Annotated in this window: 15 protein-coding genes; 14 read left to right on the top strand and 1 reads right to left on the bottom strand. The window is 71.4% G+C overall.

The window, feature by feature from the left end; all coding sequences use genetic code 11:
- Positions 1-72: 72 nt before the first annotated feature.
- The 8 genes from aroC (at position 73) to nusB (ending at position 6,750) form a co-directional block, all read left to right on the top strand.
- The gene (gene aroC, locus D9V36_RS35400) at positions 73-1,257 is read left to right on the top strand and encodes a chorismate synthase (RefSeq protein WP_129297361.1); all 1,185 of its coding nucleotides are present in this window, start codon (positions 73-75) and stop codon (positions 1,255-1,257) included.
- Positions 1,254-1,808 carry a shikimate kinase gene (locus tag D9V36_RS35405; protein ID WP_129297362.1) on the top strand — a complete coding sequence of 185 codons (555 nt, stop codon included), beginning with the start codon at positions 1,254-1,256 and terminating at the stop codon, positions 1,806-1,808. The genes aroC and D9V36_RS35405 overlap by 4 nt, the downstream gene beginning before the upstream one ends.
- Complete coding sequence (gene aroB / locus D9V36_RS35410) at positions 1,805-2,896, top strand: 3-dehydroquinate synthase (RefSeq protein ID WP_129297363.1); 1,092 nt, start codon at positions 1,805-1,807, stop codon at positions 2,894-2,896. The genes D9V36_RS35405 and aroB overlap by 4 nt, the downstream gene beginning before the upstream one ends.
- On the top strand, positions 2,893-3,345 hold the full coding sequence (aroQ, locus tag D9V36_RS35415) for a type II 3-dehydroquinate dehydratase (RefSeq protein ID WP_129297364.1): 453 nt from the start codon (positions 2,893-2,895) through the stop codon (positions 3,343-3,345). Before aroB ends, aroQ begins: the two co-directional genes overlap by 4 nt.
- Before the next feature lie 295 nt (positions 3,346-3,640).
- The gene (locus D9V36_RS35420) at positions 3,641-4,498 is read left to right on the top strand and encodes a Pro-rich N-terminal domain-containing protein (RefSeq protein WP_129297365.1); all 858 of its coding nucleotides are present in this window, start codon (positions 3,641-3,643) and stop codon (positions 4,496-4,498) included.
- Between the two features lie 75 nt (positions 4,499-4,573).
- Entirely contained in the window at positions 4,574-5,680 is a 1,107-nt protein-coding gene (locus D9V36_RS35425; RefSeq protein WP_129297366.1) for an aminopeptidase P family protein, read from the top strand.
- A 66-nt stretch (positions 5,681-5,746) separates the two neighbouring features.
- Positions 5,747-6,313: an elongation factor P gene (efp, locus tag D9V36_RS35430; protein ID WP_030076436.1), complete on the top strand. Its 567-nt coding sequence runs from the start codon at positions 5,747-5,749 to the stop codon at positions 6,311-6,313.
- A gap of 2 nt (positions 6,314-6,315) precedes the next feature.
- Positions 6,316-6,750 (top strand): transcription antitermination factor NusB, encoded by a 435-nt coding sequence (gene nusB, locus D9V36_RS35435; protein WP_129297367.1) that lies wholly within the window; start codon positions 6,316-6,318, stop codon positions 6,748-6,750.
- A 196-nt stretch (positions 6,751-6,946) separates the two neighbouring features.
- On the opposite strand, the gene bldD is transcribed toward nusB, so the two are convergent.
- The gene (gene bldD, locus D9V36_RS35440) at positions 6,947-7,447 is read right to left on the bottom strand and encodes a transcriptional regulator BldD (RefSeq protein ID WP_030076442.1); all 501 of its coding nucleotides are present in this window, start codon (positions 7,445-7,447) and stop codon (positions 6,947-6,949) included.
- Positions 7,448-7,668: 221 nt separating this feature from the next.
- Between bldD and pyrR the strand changes: the two genes are divergently transcribed.
- From pyrR to carB, 6 genes are all read left to right on the top strand, one after another.
- Positions 7,669-8,259: a bifunctional pyr operon transcriptional regulator/uracil phosphoribosyltransferase PyrR gene (gene pyrR / locus D9V36_RS35445; protein WP_129297368.1), complete on the top strand. Its 591-nt coding sequence runs from the start codon at positions 7,669-7,671 to the stop codon at positions 8,257-8,259.
- Between the two features lie 93 nt (positions 8,260-8,352).
- Entirely contained in the window at positions 8,353-9,330 is a 978-nt protein-coding gene (locus D9V36_RS35450) for an aspartate carbamoyltransferase catalytic subunit (protein ID WP_129297369.1), read from the top strand.
- Positions 9,331-9,335: 5 nt separating this feature from the next.
- Positions 9,336-10,622 carry a dihydroorotase gene (locus tag D9V36_RS35455; protein WP_129297370.1) on the top strand — a complete coding sequence of 429 codons (1,287 nt, stop codon included), beginning with the start codon at positions 9,336-9,338 and terminating at the stop codon, positions 10,620-10,622.
- On the top strand, positions 10,619-11,215 hold the full coding sequence (locus D9V36_RS35460; RefSeq protein WP_129297371.1) for a hypothetical protein: 597 nt from the start codon (positions 10,619-10,621) through the stop codon (positions 11,213-11,215). Before D9V36_RS35455 ends, D9V36_RS35460 begins: the two co-directional genes overlap by 4 nt.
- Positions 11,212-12,381 (top strand): glutamine-hydrolyzing carbamoyl-phosphate synthase small subunit, encoded by a 1,170-nt coding sequence (gene carA, locus D9V36_RS35465; protein WP_129297372.1) that lies wholly within the window; start codon positions 11,212-11,214, stop codon positions 12,379-12,381. Before D9V36_RS35460 ends, carA begins: the two co-directional genes overlap by 4 nt.
- Positions 12,374-15,685 (top strand): carbamoyl-phosphate synthase large subunit, encoded by a 3,312-nt coding sequence (gene carB / locus D9V36_RS35470; protein WP_129297373.1) that lies wholly within the window; start codon positions 12,374-12,376, stop codon positions 15,683-15,685. The genes carA and carB overlap by 8 nt, the downstream gene beginning before the upstream one ends.
- The last annotated feature ends 20 nt before the right edge of the window (positions 15,686-15,705 follow it).

Below are 15,705 nucleotides of genomic sequence, written 5' to 3' on the forward strand. Positions count from 1 at the left end.
CGCCGCTCGCCCGCGACGTGGGAGGATCGGGGGGAAGACCGTACGCGGATGAGCAGTACATGAGGAGCACCGTTGAGCAGGTTGCGCTGGCTGACGGCGGGGGAGTCGCACGGCCCCGCACTCGTGGCGACGCTGGAAGGCCTTCCGGCCGGAGTCCCGATCACCACGGAGCTGGTGGCGGACGCACTGGCGAGGCGCCGGCTCGGCTATGGCCGCGGTGCCCGGATGAAGTTCGAGCAGGACGAGGTCACGTTCCTGGGCGGGGTGCGGCACGGCCTGTCGCTGGGCTCGCCGGTGGCCGTGATGGTCGGCAACACCGAGTGGCCCAAGTGGGAGCAGGTGATGGCGGCCGACCCGGTGGATCCGGAGGCGCTGGCCGCACTCGCCCGTAACGCGCCGCTGACCCGTCCCCGCCCCGGCCACGCCGACCTCGCCGGTATGCAGAAGTACGGCTTCGACGAGGCCCGCCCGATCCTGGAGCGCGCCTCCGCCCGCGAGACCGCCGCCCGGGTCGCCCTGGGCGCGGTGGCCCGCTCCTTCCTCAAGGAGACGGCCGGTATCGAGATCGTCTCGCACGTCGTCGAGCTGGCCGCGGCCAAGGCCCCGTACGGGGTCTACCCGAAGCCCTCCGACGTCGAGCGGCTGGATGCCGACCCGGTGCGCTGCCTGGACGCGGACGCGAGCAAGGCGATGGTCGCCGAGATCGACCAGGCCCACAAGGACGGCGACACCCTCGGCGGTGTGGTCGAGGTGCTGGCGTACGGCGTGCCGGTGGGCCTGGGCTCCCACGTCCACTGGGACCGGCGCCTGGACGCCCGGCTGGCCGCCGCGCTCATGGGGATCCAGGCGATCAAGGGCGTCGAGGTCGGCGACGGCTTCGACCTGGCCCGGGTGCCCGGCTCGAAGGCCCATGACGAGATCGTCTCCACCGACGACGGCATCAAGCGCAGCTCGGGCCGCTCCGGCGGCACCGAGGGCGGGCTGACCACCGGCGAGCTGCTGCGGGTGCGGGCCGCGATGAAGCCGATCGCGACGGTGCCGAAGGCACTGGCGACCATCGATGTGAGCACCGGTGAGGCGGCCAAGGCGCACCACCAGCGCTCGGACGTCTGCGCCGTGCCGGCCGCGGGCATCGTCGCCGAGGCGATGGTGGCCCTGGTCCTGGCGGACGCCGTGGTGGAGAAGTTCGGCGGCGACAGCGTGCCGGAGACCCGCCGCAATGTGCGGACCTACCTCGACCACCTGGCGATCCGATGACGTCGCCGGTCGTCGTGCTGATCGGCCCGCCCGGGGCCGGCAAGTCGACGGTGGGCGCGCTGCTGGCCGAGCGGCTGGACGTCGGCTACCGGGACACCGACGCCGATATCGTCGCCACGGCCGGCCGCCCGATCGCCGAGATCTTCATCGACGAGGGCGAGCCGCACTTCCGCGAGCTGGAGCGGACGGCGGTGCGCGAAGCGCTGGAGAGCCACCCCGGGGTGCTCTCGCTCGGCGGCGGCGCGATCCTGGACGACGGCACCCGCACGCTGCTCGCCGGGCTGCCGGTGGTCTTCCTGGACGTACAACTCGCCGACGCCGTCAAGCGGGTGGGCCTGGACGCGCCCCGCCCGCTGCTGGCCGTCAACCCCCGCAAGCAGTGGCGCGAGCTGATGGAGCGCCGCCGCCCGCTGTACACCGAGGTCGCGCGCGCCGTGATCGAAACGGGGGAGCGCACCCCCGAGCAGGTCGCCGAGGCGATCCTGGACGCTTTGGAGCTACGGTCGGCCGCGGGGAGCCCGCGGGCCGCCCACAGGGAGGAACAGGCATGACGGAGCAGGCCACCCGTATCCAGGTCGGCGGCACGGCGGGCACCGACCCGTACGAGGTGCTCGTCGGGCGGCGGCTGCTCGGCGAACTCGCGGGCCTGATCGGCGAGAGCGCGAAGCGTGTGGCGGTGCTGCACCCGGAGGCGCTGGCCGCCACCGGTGAGGCGCTGCGCGAGGACCTGGCCTCCCAGGGCTACGAGGCGATCGCCATCCAGCTGCCGAACGCCGAGGAGTCCAAGACCGCCGAGGTCGCGGCGTACTGCTGGAAGGCGCTCGGCCAGTCCGGCTTCACCCGCAGCGATGTGATCGTCGGGGTCGGCGGCGGCGCCACCACCGACCTGGCCGGCTTCGTCGCCGCAACGTGGCTGCGCGGGGTCCGCTGGATCGCGGTGCCCACCACCGTCCTCGGCATGGTGGACGCGGCGGTCGGCGGCAAGACCGGCATCAACACCGCCGAGGGCAAGAACCTCGTCGGCGCCTTCCACCCGCCGGCCGGGGTGCTCTGCGATCTGGCCGCACTCGACTCGCTGCCGGTCAACGACTACGTCTCCGGTCTGGCCGAGGTCATCAAGGCCGGCTTCATCGCCGACCCGGCGATCCTCGAACTGATCGAGTCGGACCCCGAGGCCGCCAAGCGCCCGGACGGTGCGCACACCGCCGAGCTGATCGAGCGGGCGATCCGGGTCAAGGCCGAGGTCGTCTCCGCGGACCTCAAGGAGTCCGGCCTGCGCGAGATCCTCAACTACGGCCACACCCTCGCGCACGCCATCGAGAAGAACGAGCGCTACAACTGGCGGCACGGCGCGGCCGTCTCCGTCGGCATGGTCTTCGCCGCCGAGCTCGGCCGGATCGCCGGCCGCCTGGACGACGCCACCGCCGACCGGCACCGCTCCGTGCTGGCGTCCGTCGGGCTGCCGCTGACCTACCGGGGCGACCAGTGGCCCAAGCTGCTGGAAACGATGAAGGTCGACAAGAAGTCCCGCGGCGACCGGCTGCGCTTCATCGTCCTGGACGGCCTCGCCAAGCCGACCGTCCTGGAGGGCCCGGACCCGGCCATGCTGCTCGCCGCACACGCGGAGATCGCGGCATGAGCGGCAGCACGCCCCGGCGGGTGCTCGTCCTCAACGGGCCCAACCTCGGCCGGCTGGGCTCCCGTGAGCCCGAGGTCTACGGCGCCACCTCCTACGCCGGACTGGTCCAGGAGTGCGCCCGGCTCGGCAAGGAGCTGGGCTTCGAGGCCGAGGTCCGGGAGACCAACGACGAGGCCGAGATGATCCGCTGGCTGCACGAGGCCGCCGACGGATCGCTCCCGGTCGTCATCAACCCGGGTGCCTTCACGCACTACTCGTACGCCATGCGGGACGCGGCCGCCCAGCGCACCGCCCCGCTGATCGAGGTGCACATCTCGAACCCGTACGCGCGCGAGGAGTTCCGCCACCACTCGGTCCTCGCGGCCGTCGCCAGCGGCACGGTCGCCGGCTTCGGCATCGGCTCCTACCGCCTCGCGCTCCGTGCGCTGGCCGAGGAACTGAACGGCTGACGCCGCCTGGACGCCCTCTGGAGGGCACCTTTCCCCGCCCCCGGCCGTTCCCGCACCGAGCGCCGGGGGCCGCGGGCGCTCCCGCCGCGTCCGGGAGGGTACCGTTCGCACCAGCACCCGCCCACGCCGACGGCCGTGGGGCACAACGGCCCCTCCGGGCCGCCGGGTTGGTTACCGTCGGGCGCACCGGGCAGCCGAGCCCCGGCGCCTGGGGGCACCCCACCTGGCGAGAGCCGGAGGAGCACCGCACCACCTCGACCACACGAGTCGACCGCACGAGACGGAGAGCCACCGGATGCACTTCGCAGTGGGGGCTCCGCTGCCACCGCCCCACGGGCAGGCATCACCCGGCGCCGCCATGAACTGGACGCCCCACCCGGGACAGCACACCCCGCCCACCCCGCCGTCGGCCCCGGCGGCCCCGCCTCCGCCCGCGCAGCAGCCCGTCCCCGGCCAGGGCGGGCAAGGGCCCGCGCCCCGGCAGGCCCCGACCGCGCCGCACGGCACGGACATCAGCGGCCATGTCCAGCTGCCCCCGGGCGCCCCGGTGCCGCTGCCCAGCCCGCCCACCGACACCACGGCGCCGGACGCCGCGCACGCCGCCGTCGCGGTGCTGCTCATCGGCCCGGCCGGAGCCGGCAAGACCAGCGTGGCGCGCCACTGGGCCGACACCCGGCGGGTGCCGACCGCACACATCAGCCTCGACGACGTCCGCGAATGGGTCCGGTCCGGCTTCGCCGACCCGCAGGCCGGCTGGAACGACCACTCCGAGGCGCAGTACCGCCTGGCCCGCCGCACCTGCGGCTTCGCGGCCCGCAACTTCCTTGCCAACGGCATCTCCTGCATCCTCGACGACGCGGTCTTCCCCGACCGGCCGGTCATCGGTCTGGGCGGCTGGAAGCGCCATGTCGGCCCCGGCCTGCTGCCGATCGTGCTGCTGCCCGGCCTGGAGATCGTCCTGGAGCGCAACGCCCGGCGCAGCGGCAACCGCCGGCTGTCCGACGAAGAGGTGGCGAGGATCCACGGACGGATGGCCGGCTGGTACGGCTCCGGCCTGCCGATCATCGACAACTCCCAGCACGACGTCGCCACGACGGTGCGGGTGCTGGACGACGTCGTCGCCCGCAGCATCGCCAGCCCGCCGAACTGGTAGCGGCCGCGGCCGCGCGGTCCCCCGGGCGGCCCCGCTCGACCGGCCGCCCCGGGGAAGCCGCCGTACGCTCGTGATATGTCCGAGTTGTACGCGGCCCGGCGCACGCGGCTGCGCGACCGCGTAGCCGGGGCAGGAAGTGCCGCCGCACTGATCTCGCGCCCCGCGAACGTCCGCTACCTCACCGGCTGCGCGCCGCCCGGCGCCGCACTGCTGCTGGGCCCGGCCGACGAGGTGCTGCTGTGCGGCAGGCCGCTGAGCGGTGACCCTGCGGAAGGCCGGCCGGCCGACGACGTACGGGTGTCGGTGCTGCCGACCCGTGGCGGCGACCCGGTGGTGGCCGGCGCCGACCTCGCCGCGACGGCCGGCGCGGACTCCCTGGCCGTCGAGGAGCACCACCTCACCGTCACCCGGCACCGCGCCCTCTCCCAGGTCGCGCCCCGGCTGCGGCTGACCGACCTGGCCTGCGCGGTCGAGGGGCAGCGGCTGGTGAAGGACGACGACGAGATCGCCTGTCTGCGGATCGCCGCGGAGATCGCCGACCAGGCCCTGGGGGAGCTCCTGGAATCGATCCTGGTCGGCCGCACCGAGCGGCATCTGGCGCTGGAGCTGGAGCGCCGGCTGGTGGACCATGGCGCGGACGGCCCGGCCTTCCCCACCTCGGTCGCGACCGGCCCGAACGCCGGCCGCCCCGGGCATCTGCCCACCGACCGGCGGGTCGAGGAGGGTGACTTCCTCAGTGTCTGCCTGGGCGCCAATTACCGCGGCTACCGCTGTGAGATCGGCCGGACCTTCGTCATCGGCACCACGCCCTCGGACTGGCAGATCGAGCTGTACGATCTCGTTTTCGCAGCCCAGCGGGCCGGGCGCGAGGCGCTTGCGCCCGGTGTGGAGTGCCGCGAGGTGGACCGGGTGACCCGCCATGTGCTGGACGCGGCGGGGTACGGGGAGCGGCTCGGGGCGTGGACCGGGCATGGCGTGGGACTCGAAATCGACGAGGACCCTCAATTGTCCCCTGCCGCCATGGGTAAACTGGACGCTTGCGTGCCGGTCACCGTCGAGCCGGGGGTTCACATCCCGGGCCGTGGGGGTGTCCGGATCGACGACACACTCGTCGTCCGCCCCGAGGCGGACGGCGGGCCCGAGCTACTCACGATCACGACCAAGGAGCTGCTCGCGCTGTGAGCCCCACGGCTTGCGGCGTACGGCTCCGAGGTACCCACCACCTGCAGTCCAGGAGATTCCGCAACCGTGGCTTCCACGAACGACCTCAAGAACGGCCTGGTGCTCAAGCTCGAAGGGGGCCAGCTCTGGTCCGTCGTCGAGTTCCAGCACGTCAAGCCCGGTAAGGGCCCGGCCTTCGTCCGCACCAAGCTGAAGAACGTGCTCTCCGGCAAGGTGGTGGACAAGACCTTCAACGCCGGCGTGAAGGTCGAGACGGCCACTGTCGACAAGCGCGGGATGCAGTTCTCGTACATGGACGGCGAGTACTTCGTCTTCATGGACATGGACACCTACGACCAGCTGATGGTCGACCGCAAGGCTGTCGGCGACGCCGCGAACTTCCTCCTTGAGGGCTTCGAGGCCGTCGTGGCGCAGCACGAGGGCGAGGTGCTCTACGTCGAGCTGCCGGCTGCCGTCGAGCTCGTCATCCAGCACACCGAGCCCGGCGTCCAGGGTGACCGCTCCACCGGCGGCTCCAAGCCCGCCACGCTGGAGACCGGCTACGAGATCCAGGTGCCGCTCTTCATCACCGAGGGCGAGAAGATCAAGGTCGACACCCGCACCGGCGACTACCTCGGCCGGGTGAACAGCTAACCGTGGCTGCCCGCACCAAGGCCCGTAAGCGCGCCTTCCAGATACTCTTCGAGGCCGACCAGCGCGGTGCCGATGTGCAGTCCGTGCTCGCGGACTGGATGCGGCACGCCCGGACCGACCCCCGGCAGCCGCCGGTGAACGAATACACCCTGCAGCTTGTCGAGGGGTACGCGGACCATGTCGCCCGGATCGACGAGCTGATCTCCACCTACGCGGTCGACTGGGACCTGGACCGGATGCCGGCGGCCGACCGCAGCATCGTGCGGCTCGGTGCCTATGAGCTGCTGTGGATGGACGAGACGCCGGACGCGGTGGCGATCGACGAAGCCGTGCAGCTCGCCAGGGAGTTCTCCACGGACGACTCCCCGGCCTTCGTCAACGGCCTCCTCGGCCGGTTCAAGGAGCTGAAGCCGAGCCTGCGGCGCGAGGCGCAGTAGGCGGTCGGCAGAGCGTGCGAAGGGGCCCGGAGCGAAGGGCAATGCTCCGGGCCCTTCGCATGCCCGCAGAACGGCGTATGGGGGCTCTCCTGGCGCCACGTGCGCCCCCGGTGTGCGCCGTCCGTGCGCCGGTACACAGAAACCGCCGCCCCGGAGGCCCGGAGCGGCGGCACGTTTCTGCAGGTGGTGCGGTGGATCAGAGCTCGTCGTGCTGCACGGCACGGCGCGCTTCCGCGTCCAGCACTCCCCAGCTGATCAGCTGCTCGGTCAGCACCGAGGGCGACTGGTCGTAGATGACCGCAAGGGTGCGCAGGTCGTCCTGGCGGATCGAGAGGACCTTGCCGTTGTAGTCACCGCGCTGGCTCTGGATGGTGGCGGCGTAGCGCTGCAGCGGGCCGGCCTTCTCCTGAGGGACATGGGCCAGACGCTCCAGGTCGAGCACCAGCTTCGGCGGCGGCTCGGCCGCTCCGCCCGGTGTCGTCCCCGGCAGCAGTTCCTGCACCGGAACGCCGTAGAAGTCCGCCAGCTCGGCGAGGCGCTGCACGGTCACGGCACGGTCGCCGCGCTCGTACGAACCCACCACCACGGCCTTCCAGCGGCCCTGGGACTTCTCCTCGACGCCGTGGAGAGAGAGGCCCTGCTGGGTGCGGATGGCGCGGAGCTTGGCCCCGAGCTGTTTGGCGTATTCGCTGGACATAAAACTCCCCAGACGGCTGTATCGACATGCGGCTCCGCCGCGGGCTGGTAACTCACTGTGAGGTTACGCAGCGTAATCTGACTTCGTCAAGCGGAACGGGGCAGACCCTCACCCGTCAGGGGTGCGGACCGCTCCTGTGAGGGGTCCTGATAGCCTGGGCTGCGTAATTCCGACGTCCTTTAAGATCCGTCCCGTGAGGCGGAGAAGGAGGTCCGTTTCATATGGACGCAAGCAGTTCCGACACGACGGATCGGCTCCCCGCACGCCCGGTGCTCGAAGGCCCGGACATCGCGCGGATGCTCACCCGCATCGCCCACGAGATCGTCGAGCGCGCCAAGGGCGCGGACGATGTGGTGCTCCTGGGGATCCCCACCCGCGGCGTCTTCCTCGCCCGGCGGCTCGCCGCCAAGCTCGAGGAGATCACCGGCCGCACGGTCCCGGTCGGCTCGCTCGACATCACGATGTACCGCGACGACCTGCGCCTGGGCCCGGCCCGCACGCTCGCCCGTACGGACATCCCCGCCGACGGCATCGAAGGACGCGTCGTCCTGCTCGTCGACGACGTGCTCTTCTCCGGACGCACCATCCGCGCCGCACTCGACGCGCTGGGCGACATCGGACGGCCGCGCGCCGTACAGCTGGCGGTCCTCGTCGACCGCGGCCACCGCGAACTGCCGATCCGTGCCGACTACGTAGGCAAGAACCTCCCCACGTCGCTGCGGGAGACGGTCAAGGTCCAGCTCACCGAGGAGGACGGCCGCGACGCCGTGCTGCTCGGCGTGAAGCACCCCGCCCCGGCCGGCGAGCGATAGCGCACCGCGCACGGACCCGGTGACCCCGGGTCCGCAGGCATGCCCGCTCGACGGATATTCCCGTACACCTCCTTCACTCACGGAGAAAACCGGATGAAGCGTCACCTCATCTCGGCCGCCGATCTCACGCGCGACGACGCCGTCCTCATCCTCGACACCGCCGAGGAGATGGCCCGGGTCGCCGACCGGCCGATCAAGAAGCTCCCCACCCTGCGCGGACGCACCATCTGCAACCTCTTCTTCGAGGACTCGACCCGGACCCGGATCTCCTTCGAGGCCGCCGAGAAGCGGCTCTCCGCGGACGTGATCAACTTCGCGGCGAAGGGATCCAGCGTCTCCAAGGGCGAATCCCTCAAGGACACCGCCCAGACCCTGGAGGCGATGGGCGTGGACGCCGTCGTCATCCGGCACAGCGCCTCCGGCGCCCCCTACCGGCTCGCCACCTCCGGCTGGATCGACGCCCCGGTCATCAACGCCGGTGACGGCACCCACCAGCACCCCACCCAGGCCCTGCTCGACGCCTTCACCATGCGCCGCCGGCTCATCGGGCCGGACGCCGGGCTCGGCCAGGACCTCGCCGGCCGCCGGATCACCCTGGTCGGCGACGTCCTGCACAGCCGGGTCGCGCGCTCCAACGTCGATCTGCTGCACACCCTGGGCGCCGAGGTCACCCTCGTCGCGCCGCCCACCCTGGTGCCGGTCGGGGTGGAGAACTGGCCGTGCGAGGTCTCCTACGACCTCGACGCGGTGCTGCCCAAATCCGACGCCGTGATGATGCTGCGGGTGCAGCGCGAGCGGATGAACGCCGCCTTCTTCCCGACCGAGCGGGAGTACTCGCGCCGCTACGGCCTGGACGGCGAGCGGATGGCGCGGATGCCCGGGCACGCGCTGGTGATGCACCCCGGCCCGATGGTCCGCGGCATGGAGATCACCGCCGAGGTCGCCGACTCCGACCGCTGCACGGTCGTCGAGCAGGTGGCCAACGGCGTCTCCATCCGGATGGCCGTCCTGTACCTGCTCCTGGGCGGCAACGAGCCGGCCCTCACCCACCCCCGTACCGAGGAGAAGTAAGAACCATGAGCAAGATCCTGATCCGCGGTGCCAGGGTGCTGGGCGGGGAGCCCCAGGACGTCCTGATCGACGGGGAGTTCATCGAGGCCGTCGGCACCGGGCTGAGCGCCGAGGGCGCCGAGGTCGTCGAGGCCGACGGCAAGATCCTGCTGCCCGGGCTCGTCGACCTGCACACCCACCTGCGCGAGCCCGGCCGCGAGGACTCCGAGACGGTGCTCACCGGCACCCGGGCCGCCGCCTCCGGTGGCTACACCTCCGTGTTCGCCATGGCCAACACCTTCCCGGTCGCCGACACCGCCGGCGTCGTCGAGCAGGTCTACCGGCTCGGCAAGGAGCACGGCTACTGCGATGTGCAGCCCATCGGCGCGGTGACCGTCGGCCTGGAGGGCAAGAAGCTCGCCGAGCTGGGCGCCATGCACGAGTCCGCGGCCGGCGTCACGGTCTTCTCCGACGACGGCAAGTGCGTCGACGACGCCGTGATCATGCGCCGGGCGCTGGAGTACGTGAAGGCCTTCGGCGGCGTCGTCGCCCAGCACGCCCAGGAGCCGCGGCTGACCGAGGGCGCCCAGATGAACGAGGGCGTGGTCTCCGCCGAGCTGGGGCTGAGCGGCTGGCCGGCCGTCGCCGAGGAGTCGATCATCGCCCGCGATGTGCTGCTCGCCGAGCACGTCGGCTCCCGGGTGCACATCTGCCACCTGTCGACCGCCGGGTCCGTGGAGATCGTCCGCTGGGCCAAGTCCCGCGGCATCGATGTGACCGCCGAGGTCACCCCGCACCACCTGCTGCTGACCGACGAGATGGTGCGCAGCTACAACCCGGTCTACAAGGTCAACCCGCCGCTGCGCACCGAGCGCGACGTACTGGCCCTGCGCGAGGCGCTGGCCGACGGCACCATCGACATCGTCGCCACCGACCACGCCCCGCACCCGCACGAGGACAAGGACTGCGAGTGGGCCGCCGCCGCCATGGGCATGGTGGGCCTGGAGACCGCGCTCTCCGTCGTCCAGCGGACGATGGTCGACACCGGCCTGCTGACGTGGGCGGACGTCGCGGACCGGATGTCCTTCGCGCCGGCCCGGATCGGCAGCGCGGCCGGCCACGGCCGTCCCGTCTCGGCAGGTGAGCCCGCCAACCTCACGCTGGTCGATTCCGCTTACCGTGGAGAGGTGGACCCCGCGGGCTTCGCCTCCCGCAGCCGCAACACCCCCTACGAGGGCCGTGAGCTGCCGGGGCGTGTCACCCACACCTTCCTGCGGGGCCGGGCAACGCTCGTCGACGGGAAGCTGGCGTGACACCTCCACTGAGCACCTTGGCCGCGGCGCAGCACTCCGCCCCGGTCACCGACTGGGCCGCACGGATCGGCTGGGTCGCCGGCCTGCTGGTCTTCGTCGTCTTCGTCTACTGGCTGATGCGTCAGGGCTGGAAGTGGCGCGGCACGCTCCAGGGCGACCTGCCCGAGCTGCCCACCGCTCCCGCCGACCCCGGCGCCCCGCTGCTGACCCTGTCCGGCCGCTACCACGGTTCCACCACCGCGGGGCAGTGGCTCGACCGGATCGTGGCGCGCGGCCTGGGCACCCGCAGCCGCGCCGAGCTGACCCTCACCGACAGCGGACTGGACGTCGTACGGCCGGGCGCGACGGACTTCTTCGTGCCGGCCGCGGCCCTGCGCGGCGCCCGCCTCGACAAGGGCATCGCCGGCAAGGTCCTGACCGAGGGCGGCCTGCTGATCGTCACCTGGGAGCACGGCGGCCGGCAGCTCGACTCCGGCTTCCGCGCCCACCGGGCGGAGGAGCACCCGGCCTGGGTCGAGGCCGTCAACCGGCTGAGCAGCACCGAGCACACCACCAGCACCACCGAGCACACCGAAACGGAAGGCGCACGATGACGACCTCCACCAGGGGCACCGCCCACGGCACAAGGGGGATCCCCGCCGTACTCGTCCTGGAGGACGGCCGCAGCTTCCGCGGCCGCTCCTACGGGGCCGTGGGGGAGGCCTTCGGCGAAGCGGTGTTCTCCACCGGCATGACCGGCTACCAGGAGACCCTGACCGACCCCTCGTACCACCGCCAGGTCGTCGTCATGACCGCCCCGCACATCGGCAACACCGGGGTGAACGACGAGGACCCCGAGTCGCAGCGGATCTGGGTGGCCGGCTATGTCGTCCGTGACCCCGCCCGTATCCCGTCCAACTGGCGTTCGGTGCGCTCCCTCGACGACGAGCTGGTCGCCCAGGGCGTCGTCGGCATCAGCGGTGTCGACACCCGCGCCCTGACCCGCCACCTGCGCGAGCGCGGTGCCATGCGGGTCGGCATCTTCTCCGGCGACGCGCTGCCCGACGAGGGCACGATGCTGGCCAAGGTGCGCCAGGCCCCCGAGATGCAGGGCGCCGACCTGTCCACGCAGGTCGCCACCAAGGAGTCCTACGTCGTCCCGGCGATCGGTACGAAGAAGTTCACCGTCGCCGCGATCGACCTGGGCATCAAGGGCATGACCCCGCACCGGATGGCCGAGCGCGGCATCGAGGTGCACGTCCTGCCCGCCACCGCCACCGTCGAGGACATCTACGCGGTGAACCCGGACGGCGTGTTCTTCTCCAACGGCCCCGGCGACCCGGCCACCGCCGACCACGCGGTCTCCGTGATGCGCGGGGTGCTGGAGCGCAAGACGCCGCTGTTCGGCATCTGCTTCGGCAACCAGATCCTGGGCCGCGCGCTCGGCTTCGGCACCTACAAGCTCAAGTACGGCCACCGCGGCATCAACCAGCCCGTGCAGGACCGCACGACCGGCAAGGTCGAGGTCACCGCGCACAACCACGGGTTCGCCGTCGACGCCCCGCTCGACAAGGTCTCCGACACCCCCTTCGGCCGCGCCGAGGTCTCCCACGTCTGCCTCAACGACAACGTGGTGGAGGGCCTGCACCTCCTCGACCAGCCGGCCTTCAGCGTCCAGTACCACCCCGAAGCCGCCGCGGGTCCGCACGACGCCGCGTACCTCTTCGACCGCTTCACGTCTTTGATGAACACCGTCCTGATGGAGGGCCAGCGTGCCTAAGCGCACCGATATCCAGTCCGTCCTGGTCATCGGCTCCGGCCCGATCGTCATCGGCCAGGCCGCCGAGTTCGACTACTCCGGTACCCAGGCATGCCGGGTCCTCAAGTCCGAGGGCCTGCGCGTCATCCTGGTGAACTCCAATCCGGCGACGATCATGACCGACCCGGAGATCGCCGACGCCACCTATGTCGAGCCGATCACCCCGGAATTCGTCGAGAAGATCATCGCCAAGGAGCGCCCGGACGCCCTGCTGCCCACCCTGGGCGGCCAGACCGCGCTGAACACCGCGATCTCGCTGCACGAGTCCGGCACCCTCGACAAGTACGGCGTCGAGCTGATCGGCGCCAATGTGGAGGCGATCAACAAGGGCGAGGACCGCGACCTGTTCAAGGAGGTCGTGGCCGAGGTCAACAAGAAGATCGGCCACGGCGAGTCCGCCCGCTCGGTGATCTGCCACTCCATGGACGATGTCCTCGCGGGCGTCGACGAGCTCGGCGGCTACCCCGTCGTCGTCCGCCCCTCCTTCACCATGGGCGGTGCCGGCTCCGGCTTCGCCCACAACGAGGAGGAGCTGCGCCGGATCGCCGGCCAGGGCCTGACGCTCTCGCCGACCACCGAGGTGCTCCTGGAGGAGTCCATCCTCGGCTGGAAGGAGTACGAGCTGGAGCTGATGCGCGACAAGAACGACAACGTCGTGGTCGTCTGCTCCATCGAGAACTTCGACCCGATGGGCGTGCACACCGGTGACTCGATCACCGTCGCCCCGGCGATGACGCTCACCGACCGCGAGTACCAGACCCTGCGGGACGTCGGCATCGCCGTCATCCGCGAGGTCGGCGTCGACACCGGCGGCTGCAACATCCAGTTCGCGGTCAACCCCGAGGACGGCCGGGTCATCGTCATCGAGATGAACCCGCGGGTCTCGCGCTCCTCGGCGCTGGCCTCCAAGGCCACCGGATTCCCGATCGCGAAGATCGCCGCCCGGCTCGCCGTCGGCTACACCCTCGACGAGATCCCCAACGACATCACCGAGAAGACCCCGGCCTCCTTCGAGCCGACCCTCGACTACGTCGTCGTCAAGGTGCCCCGCTTCGCCTTCGAGAAGTTCCCGGCCGCCGACGCCACCCTCACCACGACCATGAAGTCGGTCGGCGAGGCCATGGCCATCGGCCGCAACTTCCCCGAGGCCCTGAACAAGGCCCTGCGCTCCCTGGAGAAGAAGGGCAGCCAGTTCGACTTCCTGACCGAGCCGGGCGAGAAGGCCGCCCTGCTGGAGAAGGCCAAGGTCCCCACCGACGGCCGGATCAACACCGTCATGGAGGCGATCCGGGCCGGCGCCACGCCCCAGGAGGTCTTCGACGCCACGAAGATCGACCCCTGGTTCGTCGACCAGCTCTTCCTCGTCAAGGAGATCGCCGACGAGATCGCGGCCGCCGAAAAGCTCCACCCCGAGATCCTTGCGGACGCAAAGCGCTACGGCTTCTCCGACGCCCAGATCGCCGCGATCCGCGGGCTGCGCGAGGACGTCGTCCGCGAGGTCCGGCACGCCCTCGGGGTCCGCCCGGTCTACAAGACGGTCGACACCTGCGCCGCCGAGTTCGCCGCGAAGACCCCGTACTTCTACTCGTCCTACGACGAGGAGACCGAGGTCGCCCCGCGCGAGAAGCCGGCCGTGATCATCCTCGGCTCCGGCCCCAACCGCATCGGCCAGGGCATCGAGTTCGACTACTCCTGCGTCCACGCCTCGTTCGCGCTCAGCGACGCCGGCTACGAGACCGTGATGGTCAACTGCAACCCCGAGACCGTCTCGACGGACTACGACACCTCCGACCGCCTGTACTTCGAGCCGCTGACGCTGGAAGACGTGCTGGAGATCGTGCACGCCGAGACCCAGGCGGGCCCGGTCGCCGGCGTCATCGTCCAGCTCGGCGGCCAGACCCCCCTGGGCCTTGCGCAGGCGCTCAAGGACAACGGCGTGCCGATCGTCGGCACCTCGCCCGAGGCGATCGACCTCGCCGAGGAGCGCGGCGCCTTCGGCCGGGTGCTCACCGAGGCCGGACTGCCCGCGCCCAAGTACGGCACCGCCTTCTCCTTCGACGAGGCCCAGCGGATCGCCGCCGAGATCGGTTACCCGGTCATGGTCCGCCCGTCCTACGTGCTCGGCGGCCGCGGCATGGAGATCGTCTACGACGAGCCGTCGCTCGGCGAGTACCTCACCCGCCACGCCGGCCTGATCGACCGCCACCCGGTCCTCATCGACCGGTTCCTCGACGACGCCATCGAGATCGACGTCGACGCGCTCTACGACGGCCACGAGCTCTACCTCGGCGGCGTCATGGAGCACATCGAGGAGGCCGGCATCCACTCCGGCGACTCCGCCTGTGCCCTGCCCCCGATCACGCTCGGCGGCTACGACATCAAGCGGCTGCGCGCCTCGACGGAGGCCATCGCCAAGGGCGTCGGCGTCCGCGGACTGATCAACATCCAGTTCGCGATGGCCGGCGACATCCTCTACGTGCTGGAGGCCAACCCCCGCGCGTCCCGTACGGTGCCCTTCACCTCGAAGGCCACCGCGGTACCGCTGGCCAAGGCCGCCGCGCGGATCTCGCTGGGCGCCACCGTCGCCGAGCTGCGCGCCGAGGGCATGCTGCCCAAGACGGGCGACGGCGGCACCCTGCCGCTGGACGCGCCGATCTCGGTGAAGGAAGCCGTGATGCCCTGGTCGCGGTTCCGCGACATCCAGGGCCGTGGTGTGGACACCGTCCTCGGCCCGGAGATGCGCTCCACCGGCGAGGTCATGGGCATCGACTCGGTCTTCGGCACCGCCTACGCCAAGTCGCAGAGCGGCGCCTACGGGGCGCTGCCCACCAAGGGCCGGGCGTTCGTCTCCGTCGCCAACCGCGACAAGCGCTCGATGATCTTCCCGGCCCGTGAGCTGGTCGCGCACGGCTTCGAGCTGCTCGCCACCTCCGGCACCGCCGAGGTGCTGCGCCGCAACGGCATCAACGCCACCGTGGTGCGCAAGCAGTCCGAGGGCGAGGGCCCGGACGGCGAGAAGACCATCGTCCAGCTCATCCACGACGGTCAGGTCGACCTGATCGTCAACACCCCCTACGGGACCGGCGGCCGGCTCGACGGCTACGACATCCGTACCGCGGCGGTGGCCCGCGCCGTGCCCTGCCTGACCACGGTCCAGGCGCTGGCCGCCGCGGTCCAGGGCATCGAGGCGATGTCCCGCGGCGACGTGGGGGTGCGTTCCCTCCAGGAACACGCCGAACATCTCACCGCGGCCCGCGAGGAGTAGCGGCCAGGAGGGGGACACCG

Origin of the sequence: Streptomyces lydicus (assembly GCF_004125265.1) — a bacterium.
In the GTDB taxonomy this organism is placed as follows: Bacteria; Actinomycetota; Actinomycetes; order Streptomycetales; family Streptomycetaceae; genus Streptomyces; species Streptomyces lydicus_C.

Coding starts and splice junctions, on each gene's coding strand:
- D9V36_RS35405 (WP_129297362.1), top strand. CDS start 1,254: ATGACGTCGCCGGTCGTCGTGCTGATCGGCCCGCCCGGGGCCGGCAAG.
- aroB (WP_129297363.1), top strand. CDS start 1,805: ATGACGGAGCAGGCCACCCGTATCCAGGTCGGCGGCACGGCGGGCACC.
- aroQ (WP_129297364.1), top strand. CDS start 2,893: ATGAGCGGCAGCACGCCCCGGCGGGTGCTCGTCCTCAACGGGCCCAAC.
- D9V36_RS35420 (WP_129297365.1), top strand. CDS start 3,641: ATGCACTTCGCAGTGGGGGCTCCGCTGCCACCGCCCCACGGGCAGGCA.
- D9V36_RS35425 (WP_129297366.1), top strand. CDS start 4,574: ATGTCCGAGTTGTACGCGGCCCGGCGCACGCGGCTGCGCGACCGCGTA.
- bldD (WP_030076442.1), bottom strand. CDS start 7,447: ATGTCCAGCGAATACGCCAAACAGCTCGGGGCCAAGCTCCGCGCCATC.
- pyrR (WP_129297368.1), top strand. CDS start 7,669: ATGGACGCAAGCAGTTCCGACACGACGGATCGGCTCCCCGCACGCCCG.
- D9V36_RS35450 (WP_129297369.1), top strand. CDS start 8,353: ATGAAGCGTCACCTCATCTCGGCCGCCGATCTCACGCGCGACGACGCC.
- D9V36_RS35455 (WP_129297370.1), top strand. CDS start 9,336: ATGAGCAAGATCCTGATCCGCGGTGCCAGGGTGCTGGGCGGGGAGCCC.
- carA (WP_129297372.1), top strand. CDS start 11,212: ATGACGACCTCCACCAGGGGCACCGCCCACGGCACAAGGGGGATCCCC.